Origin of the sequence: Roseomonas sp. AR75 (assembly GCF_005222815.1) — a bacterium.
Lineage (GTDB): Bacteria > Pseudomonadota > Alphaproteobacteria > Acetobacterales > Acetobacteraceae > Falsiroseomonas.
This window is the reverse complement of the sequence record NZ_STGB01000002.1, coordinates 770,508-785,244: the sequence shown is the minus strand read 5'-3', so window position 1 is coordinate 785,244 and position 14,737 is coordinate 770,508. Positions and strand designations below refer to the sequence as shown.

Sequence of the window (14,737 nt, the reverse complement as noted above, 5' to 3'; positions counted from 1 at the left end):
TCAAGCCTTGTTTCGCGATATTACGTTGTAAGCCATTGTATTTGTTGAGTTGCTGCGACGCGAGATTGCCCCAGATTCGCCTCAATTGCTCTGGCGGCGAAGGAAGGTGGGAATGTCGAGTCCCATCTCCTCCTGCGGCACGGCGCGCACCGTGGCGCGCGGTGCGGGCTCGGCGACCGGCTCCACGCGCGGGGCGGCGGGCTGTGCCGAAGCGGGCTCCGCCACGTCGCGCCGCATCAGGCCGGAAAGCCCCGTTGCAGTGCGGAACAGGTTGCGGAACCCGCCGCCGCCCGCCGGCTGCGGCGCGGCGGCCGGGCGGGTGGCCGCGGGGGCGCGCAGGCCCGGCTCGGCCGTCTGGTTCAGGATGACCGGCTCCGCCGAGACCTGCGCCTCGACCGGTTCGGCAACGGAGGCCGGCTGCGCGGGCGTGATCTGCGCGGGCTGGACGAAGCCATGTGCTGCGCGGGCCACGCCACCTGCCGGAACCGCCGCCACCCGCGGCCCGAGCACCACGCCCGGACGCGCCGGCTGCGCCGCCACGACGGGTGCCGAGGCCACCGCATGCAGCGGCGTCGCCACGCCGCCGCCGACCGCGACGAGCTTCGGCCGCTCGGCCTCCTTCGCGACCGCGGCGTCGATGCCGGTGGCGACCACGGAGACGCGGATGCGGCCGTTCATGGTCTCGTCGATCGAGGAGCCGAAGATGATGTTGGCATCTTCGTCCACCTCCTTGCGGATGCGATGGACGGCCTCGTCAACCTCGAACAGCGTCATGTCGTAGCCGCCGGTGATGTTGATCAGCACGCCACGCGCGCCGCGCATGAAGGTGTCTTCCAGCAGCGGGTTGCTGATGGCGGATTCGGCCGCCTTCACCGCGCGCTCCTCGCCCTCCATCTCGCCCGTGCCCATCATCGCCTTGCCCATCTCCGCCATCACCGTGCGGATGTCGGCGAAGTCGAGATTCACCAGGCCCGGATTGACCATGAGGTCCGTCACGCCGCGCACGCCCATGTAGAGGACGTTGTCGGCCATCTTGAAGGCCTCGGCGAAGGTCGTGCGCTCATTCGCCATGCGGAAGAGGTTCTGGTTCGGGATCACGATCAGCGTGTCCACGAATTGCTGCAGCTCCTCGATGCCCGATTCCGCCGCCTTGCGCCGCTTCGGCCCCTCGAAGTCGAAGGGCTTGGTCACCACGCCGACGGTCAGGATCCCGCGCTCCCGCGCCATCCGCGCGATCACCGGCGCCGCGCCCGTGCCGGTGCCGCCGCCCATGCCGGCGGTGACGAAGACCATGTGGCTGCCTTCCAGGTGACGCGCCAGTTCCTCCGTCGCTTCCTCAGCCGCCGCGCGCCCGATCTCCGGCTTCGCGCCCGCGCCGAGGCCCTGCGTCAGGTGCGGGCCGAGCTGCACGCGGCGCGTCGCCTTGGAGTTCACCAGGCTCTGCGCGTCGGTGTTTGCGACGAGGAAATCCACCCCGTCCAGGCCCATGGTGACCATGTTGTTGACAGCGTTGGTGCCGCCGCCGCCGACGCCGACGACGCTGATGCGCGGCGTGAAATCCGTTGTCGTGTGCGCGGCGATGGTGAGGTTCAGCGTCATGTCGGGCCTCTCCTGGAACTCAGCCTTGGTGGCGTGGCGGGTGGCGGTGGGCGTGGCTTGCGGGGCGCATCAGGCGCGCGCCTTCAGCCAGTCGAGGAAACGGCGGATGGCGCCGCCCGTGCGTTCGGGGCCGGGCGCGACATCCACGATCGGGCGGCCTTCGCCGGCCGCCCAGGCGAGCAGGCCGACAGCGACCGCGAAGGGCGCGCCGCCCGCGGTCTCCGGCAGGCCGCGCGTGGCGCGCGGGCGGCCGAGCCGCACCTGGCGATCGAGCACCGTCGCAGCCAGCTCGCGCGCGCCGATCAGCAGGCTGCCGCCGCCGGTCAGCACCACGCGGGTGCCGGCTTCCTTCGCGACGCCGGCCTGTTCCAGCCGGTCGCGGACGAATTCGAAGGTCTCTTCCAGGCGCGGGCGGATGATGTTCACCACCATCGCGCGGGGAATGCGGGCGATGTGGTCCTCGTCCTCGCCGACCAGCGGGATCGGCAGCATCTCCCGCTCGTCGTCGGCCGAGGCGAGCGCGCCGCCATGCAGCGTCTTCAGCCGCTCTGCGTGGTTGATCGGCGTGGAGAGCACGCGTGCGAGGTCGTTCGTCACCTGCCAGCCGCCGACCGGCACCTGGCTGGTGTGGATCAGCTGGCCTTCGGCAAAGACGGCGATGGAGGTGGTGCCGCCGCCCATGTCGATGACCGTCGCGCCGATGCGCTTCTCATCCTCCACCAGCGTGGCCAGGCCGGCGGCGAAGGGGGCGGAGACCAGCTCCTCCACCTCCAGGTCGCACCGCGCGAGGCAGGTGCCGAGGTTGCGCAGCGCGGCCTGCGAGGCATCCACCAGATGCACGCGCGCGGCCAGCGTCTCGCACACCATGCCGCGCGGATCCTCGACACCCGGTGTCTCGTCAACGGTGAAGGAGACCGGCGCGCCATGCACCGTCTCCCGCCCGTCCTCATGGCCGCGGCGCCGCCCTTCGGACAGGATCGCGCGCAGGTCGGCATCCGTCACGGCGCGGCCGTTGATCGGCCACTGCACATGGAGCAGGCGCGAATCCGGCTGGCCGCAGGAGAGGTTGACGATCATGCCGGACAGCTTGGTGTCCGACATCTCCTCCGCCTGGCCGACGGCCGCGCGGATGGCGCGCTCCGCTTCCTCGAGGTCGATGATCGAGCCACCCTTCACGCCGCGGCCGCGCTGCCAGCCGAAGCCAAGCACGCGCGGCGTCCCGTCGCCCTCGATGCGGGCGATCAGGCAGACGGTCTTGGTCGTGCCGATATCCAGCACGCCGAAGGGGCCGCTGCGCGCGTTGCGCCGCTTGCGCTCGGGCGCCCCCTCGATCGGGACAGGCACGCGGGAGAGGGCGTTCATCCGCTTCGGCCTCCACGCCGCTGTGCCTGAGGCGGCGGCTCCGCCGGCGGGTGCTGGCGCAGCACCATGCGGTCCGGCAGGCGCATGTCGATGGCAACGAGAGGCCGGTCGAGCAGCGCGTTCCGCGCATGCAGCTCCGCCAGACGGTTCAGCGCCGGCGCTTCCTGGCCTTCCGGCAGCAGCACGTCCGTGCCGCTGTGCAGCTTGAGGTTCCAGCGCCGCTCGCCGACGCGCACCATGGCCTGGGTGCGCTCCAGGATCGGTCGATAGGCGAGCAGCAATTCGTACAGCGCCGCGCCGTGCTTCTCCGCCCCGGCGCCGACCACCAGCGGCAGCGGTCCGAAGGCGTCCAGCGTCTCGCTGGTCACGACGCGGCCCTGGCGGTCGATGATCGAGAACTGCCCGCGGTTCTGCCAGATCGCGAAAGGCGTGCGCTCGGTCAGGCGCACCAGGATGGTCGCGGGCAGGTGGCGCTCGACATCGGCATTCTCGACCCAGGCGATGGTCATCAGCCGCTCGCGCGCCTCGCTTGGCGAGAAGCCGAGCATCGGGTCGCCCCGCTCCACGCCGACCGCCGCGCGGATCAGCTCGCGTGGCGTGTTCACGCGGCCTTCGACGACAACCTCGCGCACCTCGAGGCCCGCGGCATCGCCGGCAGAGGCGACATGCTCGATCAGCGCCTGCACCCGCCCGGCGGGATCAGCCAGATACAGGGCCAGGCCGGCCGCCGCGAGCGCGCCGGCGCCGAGCAGCGCGAGCGCGGCCGGCTTCGCGAGGCCGCGGCGCCGCTTCAGCCAGAGCCGCAGCCGGCTGGGACGGTCCTGCTCGCGCCGCGTCCGGGCGCTGCCATTGCGGCCGCTGCGGAGCGCGGTGCTAGCCACAGCGCGCCTCCCGCACCATCCAGGCGCAGAGGTCGGGAAAGGGGATGCCGACATGCGCGGCCTGTTCCGGCACCAGCGAGGTGCGGGTCATGCCAGGCTGCGTGTTCACTTCCAGGATGTAGAGCCGGCCGGGCTCGCCCGCGGTGTCGTCGTAGCGGAAGTCGGCCCTCGTCACGCCGCGGCAGCCCAGCGCCTGATGGGCGCGCAGCGCCACCGCCATTGCCTGCTCCCGGATGGCGGGATGCACCGGCGCGGGCAGCGTATGGCGGCTTCCGCCATCGGCGTATTTCGCCTCGTAGTCGTAAAAGACGTTGCCGGTCGCGATCTCCGTCACCTCGAGTGGCGTGTCGCCCATCACGGCGACGGTCAGCTCGCGACCGGGGATGTAGGATTCCGCCATGATGCGCCGGTCGTATTTCCAGGCCCGCGCAACCTCGGCCCGCCGGTTGTCGCCCTCACGAAAGATCTCGACGCCGACCGAGGAGCCTTCGTTCACCGGCTTCACGACATAGGGCAGGGGCAGCGGGTCCTCCGCCTCCAGCTCCTCCGGCGAGACGATGCGCGACGGCGCGACGGGCAGGCCGGCCGCGGCGAAGGCGGCCTTGGCCGCCGCCTTGTCCATGGCGATCGCCGAGGCGCGCAGCCCCGAATGCGTGTAGGGCAGGCCGAGCCAGTCCAGCACGCCCTGGATGCAGCCATCCTCGCCGAAGCGGCCATGCAGTGCGTTGAACACCGCGTCCGGCTTCGCCGCCTGCAGCGCGGCGATGACGGCGGCGAGGTCCTGCGTGACCTCGATCGGCGTCACCTCGAAGCCGGCCTGGCGCAGCGCCGCGACCACCTGCGCGCCGGTGGCGAGCGAGACCTCGCGCTCGGCCGAGACGCCGCCATGCAGGACCGCGACGCGCGTCACCGTGCGAGCTCCCCGATGCGCTTGATCTCCCACTCCAGCTCCACGCCCGTCGCCGCCTTCACCCGCGCGCGCACCTGTTCGCCGAGGCCCTCGATGTCGGCCGCCGTCGCGCCGCCGGTGTTGAGCAGGAAATTCGCGTGCAGCGCGCTCACCTGGGCGCCGCCATACCGCAGGCCGCGGCAGCCCGCCTCGTCCACCAGCTGCCACGCCCGGTGTCCAGGCGGGTTCTTGAAGGTGGAGCCGCCCGTGCGCGACCGCACCGGCTGTGTCGCCTCCCGCGCCGCGCGGATCTCCGCCATGCGCGACGCGATGGCGGCGGCGTCGCCCGGTGCGCCGCGCAGCCGCGCGCGCACAACGATGCCACCCTGCGGCAGCGCGGCCTTGCGATACGCGAAGCCGAGTTCGGACGCAGTCAGCCGCAGCAGCCCTGCGGGCGTCGCCACCTCGGCCCAGTCCAGCACGTCCTTGATCTCGCTGCCGTAGGCGCCGGCATTCATCGCCACCGCGCCGCCGATCGTGCCGGGGATGCCGCAGAGGAATTCCAGCCCGCCGAGCCCCGACGCGGCCGCGTGTTCCGCCACGGTCGTGTCCAGCGCCGCGGCCCCCACGACGATGCCCTCGCCGTCGGTGTCGATGCTTCCGAATGCGCGCCCGGCAAGCTTCACCACCACGCCGCGCACGCCGCCATCCCGCACGATCAGGTTGGACGCGGCCCCGATGGCGGTCAGCGGCATGCCCGCTGGCAGGTCGCGCAGCAGCAGCAGCAGGTCGTCCGCATCCGCCGGCCGTACCAGCCACTGCGCGGGGCCGCCGACGCGGAACCAGGTGAAGGGCGCCAGGGGCGCATCGGCCTGGACGCGCCCGCGCAGCGGCGGCAGGGCGGCGCGGGAGGTCATGCCCGGCCTCACTTGCTGCCGCCCACCAGCCGCGGGCGCGTGCGCGTCTGCAGCGCGGCGAGCTGTTCCGGCAGCGCATGCGCCCAGCTCGTGATGTTGCCGGCGCCGAGGCACACCACGTAGTCGCCGGAGCGTGCGATGGCGTTCACCATCTCCGCCAGGCTCTCAGGTCCCGGCAGCGGCACCACGGAGCGATGCCCGCGCGCGCGCAGCCCCTCCACCAGCGCATCGCGGTCCACGCCCGGGATCGGCTGCTCGCCCGCGGCGTACACGTCAGCGACGATCACCGTGCCTGCATCGTTCATGCAGGCACAGAAATCCTCGAACAGCGTGGCGAGCCGGGAATAGCGGTGCGGCTGCACCACCGCGACCACGTCGCGCGCGCCGGCCTGGCGCGCTGCCTTCAGCACGGCGGCGATCTCCACCGGATGGTGGCCGTAATCGTCGATCACGGTGATGCCGCCCGCCTCGCCGGTGCGGGTGAAGCGCCGCTTCACGCCCTTGAAGCCGGCCAGCGCGGTGCGGATGGTGTGCTCGTCCACATCCATCTCGGTGGCGATGGCGATGGCGGCCAGCGCGTTCTGCACGTTGTGGTGGCCGAGCATCGGCAGGCGCATCGGCTTCAGCGTGCGCGTGCGCGTGGTGGCGCGGTCGCGCACCACCACCTCGAAGGTCGCGCCCATCCTGTCCGTGATCACGCGGTCGGCTCGCACATCGGCCTGCGGCGAAAAGCCGTAGGTGATGATCCGCCGGTCCGACAGGCGCGGGATCATCGCCTGCACCTCTGGATGGTCGGCGCAGAGCACGGCGAAGCCGTAGAAGGGGATGTTGCCGACGAACTGCGCATAGCCCTCGCGCATCGCCTCCCCGGTGCCCCAGTGGTCCAGGTGCTCGGGGTCCATGTTGGTCACCACGGCGACCACGGCCGGCAGCTTCAGGAAGGACCCGTCGCTCTCATCCGCCTCCACCACCATCCAGTCGCCCGAGCCGAGCCGGGTGTTGGTGCCATAGGCGTTGATGATGCCGCCATTGATCACGGTGGGGTCGAGCTTCGCCGTCTCCAGCACCGCGGCGACCAGGCTGGTGGTGGTGGTCTTGCCATGCGTGCCGCCGATGGCGACCGACCATTTCAGCCGCATCAGCTCGGCCAGCATCTCGGCCCGCCGCACCACCGGGATCAGCCGCGCCCGCGCCGCCTGGACCTCCGGGTTGTCGCGCTTCACCGCGGTGGAGACCACCACCACCTGGGCACCGCCCAAGTTCTGCGCATCGTGACCCACGGTCACGGGGATGCCGGCCTCGCGCAGCCGCGCGACGTTGTAGCCTTCGGAAATGTCGCTGCCCTGCACCTGGTAGCCCAGCGTGTGCAGCACCTCCGCGATGCCGGACATGCCGATGCCGCCGATGCCGACGAAGTGGATGGGGCCGATGTTGAGCGGCAGCGCGCGCATCAGGTGAACTCCGGCAGCGCTTCGGCGCGCATCAGCGATTGCACGAGGTCGGCCAGCCGCCGCGCGGCCTCGGGATGCGCTTCGCGCGCGGCGGCCGCGGCGGCGCGCGCCAGCACCGCCGGCGTATCGAGGACCTTGCCCAGATGCTGCGCCAGGCTCTCGGCGGTGAAGTCGCGCTGCTTCATCAACCAGGCGGCGCCGACGCTGGCCAGCGCGCGGGCATTGCCGGTCTGGTGATCGTCGATCGCGCTCGGCAGCGGCACCAGTACGGAGGGGCGGCCCGCACAGGCGAGCTCCGCCACGGTGGAGGCGCCGGCGCGCGCGATCACCAGATGCGCCATGGCCAGCCGCGTCGCGATATCGCCGAAGAAGGGCGACAGGTCGGCGGGCACGCCGGCCTCGCGATACGCCGACTCCACGCGCGGCAGGTCCTCAGCCCGGGTCTGCTGCGTTACCACCAGCCGTCCGCGCAGCGCCTCCGGCAGCAGCGCGATGGCCGCCGGGATCACATCGGAGAACACGCGCGCGCCGAGCGAGCCGCCCAGCACCAGAAGCCGGATCGCGCCCTCGGCGGGCGGCGACGTGTAGCCCTGGCCGGCCAGCGCCGCCAGCGCTGGCCGTACCGGGTTGCCAACAACGCGCACCGTCGCGCTGGACGGCACCTTCGCGGTGTCCGCGAGCGAGATCGCCAGCAGATCGGCGCGCGGCGCCAGCAGCCGGTTCGCCCGTCCGAGCACCGCGTTCTGCTCATGCAGCGCCGTCGCCGGCCGACGCGCACCCGGCAGCATGCGCGCCGCGATGATCGGCGGGACGGAGGGATAGCCGCCGAAGCCGACCACCGCGGCCGCATCCAGCCGCTTCAGGATCCGCCGCGCCTCGAGCGTGCCGGCGGCCAGCGCCATCGCGCCCGCCATCGCCGCCTTGGGCCCGCGGCCAGCGATGCCGGACCCTTTCAGCACGAAGCGCTCGGCGTTGCCGAAGGCGGGGCTTTCGAAGGCAGAGCTCCGCGCATCCGTCATCAGCGCGATCCGCTCGCCGCGGGCGACGAGCTCCGCCGCCAGCGCCTCGGCCGGAAACAGATGGCCGCCGGTCCCGCCGGCGGCGATCACGACAGGACGGGCTGGCGGGCCGCGCATCACGCCACGTCTTCCGCACGCGACAGGCGTCGGCGCGTCAGCGCCAGCAGCATCCCCATGCCCATCGCGATCGCGAGGACGGAGGAGCCGCCATAGCTCACGAAGGGCAGCGTCATCCCCTTGGTCGGGATCAGGTGCAGGGAGGACGCCATGTTCACGAAGGCCTGCAGCCCGAACTGCGTCAGCAGCCCCGCCGAGGCCAGCACGACGAACAGGTCCGTCTCCTGCGTCAGCCGCACCAGGCCGCGCACCACCACGAAGGCGAACAGGCCGAGCAGCAGCAGGCACACGACCAGCCCGAACTCCTCCCCCGCCACGGCGAAGACGAAGTCGGCATGCGCGTCCGGCAGCACGTTCTTCACGCGCCCCTCGCCCGGGCCGCGGCCGAGCAGCCCGCCATGGCCGAAGGCCTCCAGCGCGACGCTGACCTGATAGTTGTCGCCGCTGGATGGGTCGAGGAAGCGCTGCACGCGCGACTGCACATGCGGGAACAGCGTATAGGCCAGCGCCGCCGCGCCGACGCCCAGCGCGCCGATGGCGCCCACGAAGAACAGGTTCAGCCCGGCGACGAAGAACTGCGCGAAGAACACGGCGGTGATCACCAGCAGCATGCCGATGTCCGGCTGCCCCTTGAGCAGCGCCGCGATGCCCAGGAACAGCAGGATCGCCAGCAGCGTCGCGCCCCAGCGCCGGTTGACCTTGCCTTCCGCCAGCAGCCAGGCCGCGACGATCGCGAAGCAGGGCTTGAGGAATTCCGACGGCTGGACCGAGCCGAGCCCCGGCAGGTGAAGCCAGCGCCGCGCGCCCTTGATCTCCGTGCCGATCAACAGCGTCGCGGCGACCATCAGCAACGATACGGCAAGCCCGGCCCAGGCGGCCATGCGCACCTGGCGGATGCTCAGCATCGAGAAGGCGACCATCACCGCGCTGGCGGCCGCCAGGTAGACGATCTGGCGGATGAAGAACATGTTGCGGGAGGAGGCGCCGATGCGCTCCGCCACGGCAGGCGAGGCCGCCAGCATCATCACGTAGCCGAAGCCGATCAGCGCCAGCAGCGCCGCCAGCGTCCAGCGGTCGATGGTCCACCACCAGCGGCCGAGCGTGGATGTGTCGGCGCGGGAGACCCCGATCATGCGGCCCTCCCCATGTCATCGGACAGGATCTGCTGCACCAGCGCGCGGAAGCGGTCGCCGCGGGCGTCGAAGCCGCTGAACTGGTCGAAGCTGGCGCAGGCCGGGGAGAGCAGTACGACCGGCGCGGCGCCCGACCGTGCGGCGGCGGCGGCGGCCGGCACGGCCTCGTCCAGCGTGCCCGCGATCTCGTGCGGCACGCCCTGCGCCGCGAGCGTTGCGGCCAGCATCGGCGCATCGCGGCCGATCAGCACGGCCCGCGCGATGCGGGGGAACAGCGGCGCGAGGCTCTCGATGCCGCCATCCTTCGCGAGGCCGCCGGCGATCCAGACGACGCGGTCATAGGAGGCCAGCGCGCGTGCCGCGCTGTCGGCATTGGTCGCCTTGCTGTCGTTCACGAAGCTCACGCCGCCGAGCGTGCCGACCCGCTCCAGCCGATGGGGCAGGCCCGGGAACAAGGCGAGGCCGGCGGCGATCTCGCCGGCGCTCAGACCGAGATCGCGCACCACGGCGGCGGCGGCCGCGGCGTTCTGCGCGTTGTGGCTGCCGGGCAGGGCAGGGGCGTCGCGCAGGTCTGCGATCGCGCCGTCTTCGTCGCGCAGCATGCCATCCTCGGCCCAGAGACCGCCCTCCACGCGCGCGATACCGGAGATCGGCAGCAGTCGCGCGCGCACCGTGGCCGCCAGGGCGCGCGTCGCCGCGTCGTCCTGGCCCAGCACGGCGAGGTCCGCAGGCTCCTGTCGCGCGAAGATCTCAGCCTTCGCAGCGGCATAGCCGGCCATGCTGCCATGGCGGTCCAGGTGGTCGGCGCTGAGGTTCAGCATCACCGCACTGTTGAAGCGGATCGATGCGATTCGCTCCAACATGTAGGACGACATTTCGAGGGTATAGTAACCTTCCGCCCCCAAGATATTGAGACCGAGGGCGGGCGGGCCCAGGTTGCCGCCGACCTCCGCTACCCGGCCCGCGCCCCGCAGCAGGTGGTGGATCAGCGCCGTGGTGGTGGACTTCCCGTTGGTCCCTGTGACGCCGATGAAGCGCGCGGGGCTGCCGGCCGCGCGCACTGCGCGGAACAGGAATTCCACGTCGCAAAGGATCGGCACCCCCGCCGCGCGCGCGCGCGCGGCAGCGGGGTGCGCCCGCGGCATCCGGTGCGGGATACCCGGCGAGAGCAACAGCGCATCGAAGGCGAACGCCCCGGCCGCAGGGTCGCGGACAGAAAGCCCCTCGCGTTCCGCCGCCTCGCGCTGCGTGGCGCCGTCATCCCAGGCGGTGATCTCCGCCCCCCATTCCGCCAGGCGGCGCGCCGCGGGCAGCCCGGCGCGGCCGAGCCCGACCACAGCGATGCGCTGGCCGGCGAAAGGACGGAAGCCGGGCGGCGTGCTCATCGGATCTTCAGCGTGGACAGGCCGACCAGCGCCAGCACCATGGCGATGATCCAGAACCGGATCACGATGGTCGGCTCGGCCCAGCCCTTCTTCTCGAAATGGTGGTGCAGCGGCGCCATCAGGAACACGCGCCGGCCGGTGCGCTTGAACCAGAAGACCTGGATGACGACCGACAGCGTCTCCACCACGAACAGGCCGCCGACGATGGCCAGCACGATCTCGTGCTTGGTCGCCACGGCCACGGCGCCGAGCGCCCCGCCGATGGACAGGCTGCCGGTGTCGCCCATGAAGACCTTGGCCGGCGGCGCGTTGTACCAGAGGAAGCCGAGCCCCGCGCCGATCAACGCGGAGAGGAACACGGCGAGCTCGCCGGTGCCTGGCACGAAATGCAGCTGCAGGTAGTCGGCGAAGACGCGGTTGCCGACGAGATAGGCGATGAAGGCGAAGACGCCGGCCGCGATCATCACCGGCACGATGGCCAGCCCGTCCAGCCCGTCCGTCAGGTTCACCGCGTTGGAGGCGCCCATCATCACCAGCGTCGCCATCACAGGGAACAGGAAACTGAGCGGGATCAACACCTCCTTGAAGACCGGTACCGCCATGGTGGTGGAGAGCGGGCCAGGCAGCAGCGCCATCATCCACAGTGCCGCGACCAGCCCGATCAGGCCCTGTGCGATCAGCTTCTGCCGGCCCGAGACGCCCTTGGTGTTCCGCTTCGTCACCTTCAGCCAGTCATCGGCGAAGCCCAAGGCGCCATAGCCCAGCGTCACCAGCAGCACCGCCCAGACATAGCCGTTGCGCAGATCCGCCCAGAGCAGCGTGGAACTCACCAGCCCGATCAGGATCAGCATGCCGCCCATGGTGGGCGTGCCCTTCTTGGTCAGCAGGTGGCTCTGCGGCCCATCCTCGCGGATCGGCTGCCCGCCATTCTGCGTCGCGCGCAGGTAGCGGATCAGCGCCGGGCCGAGCAGCAGCGACAGCGCCAGCGCCGTCATGCAGGCCGCGCCAGCCCGGAAGGTCAGGTAGCGGAACAGGTTGAACAGCTGGAAGTCGTCGGCCAGCGGCGAGAGCAGGTTGAAGATCACGGAGCCACTCCCGCGCCGCGCGCGCCTGCCTTGTCGTCCAGCGATGCAAGGGCCGCCACGACCAGCGCCATCCGGCTGCCGAGCGAGCCCTTCACCAGCACCGCATCGCCCGGCCGCAGGCTCTCGGCGAGGAGCGGCGCCAGCGCCGCGCTGTCTGCCACATGCGCGCCGCGCTTCGCGGCCGGCAGCGCATCGAACAGGTGGCGCATCAGCGGGCCGCACGCATAGACCAGGTCCGCCGCCGCCGCGACATCGGGCGCAAGCTCCGCATGCATGGCAGGTCCGCCCGGCCCGAGCTCCAGCATGTCGCCGAGCGCAACGATACGCCGCGCCGCATCCTGCACGCCGAGGACCGACAGCGCGGCGCGGATGGAAATGGGGGAAGCGTTGTAGCTGTCGTCCAGCAGCAGCGCGGTGCCGCCGGGCAGCGCGAGGCGCCGGCGCGCGCCGCGCCCGGCGCCGACATCGAAGCCGGACAGTGCTTCCGCTGCCGCCACCACGTCGCCGCCCAGAGCATGCACGGCCGCGATCGCGGCGCAGGCATTGATCGCCAGGTGCAGGCCCGGCGCGCCGAGATGCACCGAGAGCGGCAGCCCATCCATCAGCAGCCGCGCCGTGCCGCGTTCCGCTTCCGCGACATAGTCGGTGAGCTGGATCTCCGCCCGCGCGCTTTCGCCGAAGGTCAGCACCGTCGCGCCCGCTTCCTTCGCGCGTTCCAGCAGCCGCGGCAGGAAGGGCGTGTCCGCCGGCAGCACCGCCGCGCCGCCGCGTTCCAGCCCGAGCAGGACGTCGGCCTTCTCCTCCGCGATCGCCGCCTGGCTGCCAAGCCTGCCGATATGGGAGGTGCCGATGGTCGTGATCACCGCGACATGCGGCCGCGCCAGGCGCGACAGCGGCGCGATCTCGCCGCGGTTGTTCATGCCCATCTCGATGATCGCGTATTCGGCGTCACGCGGCATGCGGGCCAGCGTCAGCGGCACGCCCCAATGGTTGTTGTAGCTGGCGGTCGCCGCATGGGTGCGGCCAAGCGCACCGAAGGCGACTCGCAGCATCTCCTTCGTCGTGGTCTTGCCGACGCTGCCGGTCACGCCGACGAATTTCCCCGAGTTGCGCTCCCGCGCCGCGGCGCCCAGCGCCGTGAGGGCGGCGAGCGTATCGCCCACGCGCAGCAGCGGCGCATCGGCGGCGACGCCGGGTGGATCCCGATCCACCAGCGCGGCGGCGGCGCCCTTGGCCAGCGCCTCGGACACGAAATCGTGCCCGTCCCGCGCATCGCGCAGCGCGACGAACAGGTCGCCCGGCTGCAGGCTGCGCGTGTCGATGGAGATGCCGGTCACGGCGACCTCGCCCGCCAGCGTGCCGCCTGTCGCGGCGCGCAGCTCCGCGCTGGTCCACAGCGCGCTCATGCCGCGGCGCCTTCGGGGAAGGCCAGGCCGCGCACCACGCTGACATCATCGAAGGGATGCGTCACGCCGCCGATGGTCTGCCCGCTCTCGTGCCCCTTGCCGGCCACGGCCAGCACGTCGCCGGGGCCGAGCGCCGCGAGCGCGCGGCCGATCGCCGCGGCGCGGTCGCCGGCATCCACGCCCCCGGGGCAGCCCGCCAGCACCGCGGCGCGGATCGCGGCCGGGTCCTCGCTGCGGGGATTGTCGTCCGTCACCCAGCACAGATCGGCCAGCGCCGCGCAGGCGGCGCCCATCAGCGGACGCTTGCCGGGGTCCCGGTCGCCGCCGGCGCCGAACAGCACATGCAGCTTGGCGCCGGGCGCGACATGCGGGCGCAGCGCCGCAAGCAGCCGCTCCAGCGCATCCGGCGTATGGGCGTAGTCCACATACACCGCGGCACCGTTCGGCAGCCGCGCCGCAAGCTCCATCCGCCCGCGCACGCCGAGGAGCGCGGGCAGCAGGGCAACCGCGCGCGAGGCGTCCATCCCGGTCGCGACAGCCAGCGCCAGCGCCATCAGCGCGTTGTCCGCCTGGAAGCGTCCCGGCAGCCCAAGGGTGAGATCGTGGCGCGCGCCGAAGGCTTCGATCGCCAGGTCCTGGCCATCCGGCCGCGGCGTCTGGCGCAGCAGCCGCACCGCCTCGCCCCGCTCGCCGACCGTCATCAGCCGCAGCCCGCGCCGCGCGGCGATGGCCTGCAGCGCGTCGAGGCTCTCGCGTTCCATCTCCGCATGCGCCACCGCGGTCGCGCCCGCGGGCAGCAGCGTGTCGAACAGGCGCAGCTTGGCCGCGCGATAGGCGTCCATGCTGCCGTGGTAGTCCAGGTGATCGCGCGTCAGGTTGGTGAAACCCGCCGCGGCGAGCACCACGCCGTCCAGCCGCCGCTGGTCCATCCCATGCGAGGACGCCTCCATCGCCGCATGCGTCACGCCCGCGCGCGAGAGCGTCGCAAGCGTGGCGTGGAGCGCCACGGGGTCCGGCGTGGTGAGCGACGGGCCTGTGGGGAAGCCGGGCGCGACGAGGCCCAGCGTGCCGAGGGAGGCGGCGCGCTGCCCATCCAGCGCCCAGAGCTGGCGGAGGAAATCCACGGTGCTCGTCTTGCCGTTGGTTCCGGTCACCGCGACCAGCGTGGCCGGCTGCGGGCCGTGGAAGGCCGCGGCCAGCAGCGCCAGCGCGTGTCGCGGATCGGCGGCGGTCAGCAGCGGCCGCGCCGGAATGCCCGCGGGCCAGACCGTTCCCTCCGGCGCGAGCACCGCCGCGGCGCCTCGCGCGACCGCCTCGGCGATGAAGCCACGCCCGTCGGTCTTGGCGCCCGGCAACGCCGCGAACAGGAAGTCGCGCCCGACGGCCCGGCTGTCGGATGTCAGCCCCGCGATCCGCGGCGCTGCGCCACCCTGCCATTGCGGCAGATCCGGATGGGCGCGAAGCAGCGAGTCCAGCCGGGACGCGCCCGGCAT

Annotated in this window: 12 protein-coding genes; all 12 read right to left on the bottom strand. The window is 72.2% G+C overall.

What is annotated here, in order from left to right:
• Positions 1-81: 81 nt before the first annotated feature.
• Positions 82-1,599, bottom strand: coding sequence for a cell division protein FtsZ (gene ftsZ, locus E4T13_RS11630; protein ID WP_137178416.1), 1,518 nt, complete (start codon positions 1,597-1,599; stop codon positions 82-84).
• Between the two features lie 69 nt (positions 1,600-1,668).
• Positions 1,669-2,961, bottom strand: coding sequence for a cell division protein FtsA (ftsA, locus tag E4T13_RS11625; RefSeq protein ID WP_137178415.1), 1,293 nt, complete (start codon positions 2,959-2,961; stop codon positions 1,669-1,671).
• On the bottom strand, positions 2,958-3,842 hold the full coding sequence (locus tag E4T13_RS11620; RefSeq protein ID WP_240791080.1) for a cell division protein FtsQ/DivIB: 885 nt from the start codon (positions 3,840-3,842) through the stop codon (positions 2,958-2,960). Before E4T13_RS11620 ends, ftsA begins: the two co-directional genes overlap by 4 nt.
• Complete coding sequence (locus tag E4T13_RS30490; RefSeq protein WP_137178413.1) at positions 3,835-4,752, bottom strand: D-alanine--D-alanine ligase; 918 nt, start codon at positions 4,750-4,752, stop codon at positions 3,835-3,837. The genes E4T13_RS11620 and E4T13_RS30490 overlap by 8 nt, the downstream gene beginning before the upstream one ends.
• A complete protein-coding gene (gene murB / locus E4T13_RS30485) occupies positions 4,749-5,648 on the bottom strand; it encodes a UDP-N-acetylmuramate dehydrogenase (protein ID WP_137178412.1) in 900 nt (299 codons plus the stop codon). The genes E4T13_RS30490 and murB overlap by 4 nt, the downstream gene beginning before the upstream one ends.
• Positions 5,649-5,656: 8 nt before the next feature.
• The gene (murC, locus tag E4T13_RS11605) at positions 5,657-7,099 is read right to left on the bottom strand and encodes a UDP-N-acetylmuramate--L-alanine ligase (RefSeq protein WP_137178411.1); all 1,443 of its coding nucleotides are present in this window, start codon (positions 7,097-7,099) and stop codon (positions 5,657-5,659) included.
• Positions 7,099-8,235 carry an undecaprenyldiphospho-muramoylpentapeptide beta-N-acetylglucosaminyltransferase gene (gene murG, locus E4T13_RS11600; RefSeq protein ID WP_137178410.1) on the bottom strand — a complete coding sequence of 379 codons (1,137 nt, stop codon included), beginning with the start codon at positions 8,233-8,235 and terminating at the stop codon, positions 7,099-7,101. Before murG ends, murC begins: the two co-directional genes overlap by 1 nt.
• The gene (locus E4T13_RS11595) at positions 8,235-9,368 is read right to left on the bottom strand and encodes an FtsW/RodA/SpoVE family cell cycle protein (RefSeq protein WP_137178409.1); all 1,134 of its coding nucleotides are present in this window, start codon (positions 9,366-9,368) and stop codon (positions 8,235-8,237) included. The genes murG and E4T13_RS11595 overlap by 1 nt, the downstream gene beginning before the upstream one ends.
• Positions 9,365-10,753, bottom strand: coding sequence for a UDP-N-acetylmuramoyl-L-alanine--D-glutamate ligase (murD, locus tag E4T13_RS11590; protein WP_137178408.1), 1,389 nt, complete (start codon positions 10,751-10,753; stop codon positions 9,365-9,367). The genes E4T13_RS11595 and murD overlap by 4 nt, the downstream gene beginning before the upstream one ends.
• Positions 10,750-11,838, bottom strand: coding sequence for a phospho-N-acetylmuramoyl-pentapeptide-transferase (mraY, locus tag E4T13_RS11585; protein WP_137178407.1), 1,089 nt, complete (start codon positions 11,836-11,838; stop codon positions 10,750-10,752). The genes murD and mraY overlap by 4 nt, the downstream gene beginning before the upstream one ends.
• Positions 11,835-13,244, bottom strand: a complete 1,410-nt coding sequence (murF, locus tag E4T13_RS11580; protein ID WP_137178406.1) for a UDP-N-acetylmuramoyl-tripeptide--D-alanyl-D-alanine ligase — start codon at positions 13,242-13,244, stop codon at positions 11,835-11,837. The genes mraY and murF overlap by 4 nt, the downstream gene beginning before the upstream one ends.
• Positions 13,241-14,737, bottom strand: a complete 1,497-nt coding sequence (locus tag E4T13_RS11575; protein WP_137178554.1) for a UDP-N-acetylmuramoyl-L-alanyl-D-glutamate--2,6-diaminopimelate ligase — start codon at positions 14,735-14,737, stop codon at positions 13,241-13,243. Before E4T13_RS11575 ends, murF begins: the two co-directional genes overlap by 4 nt.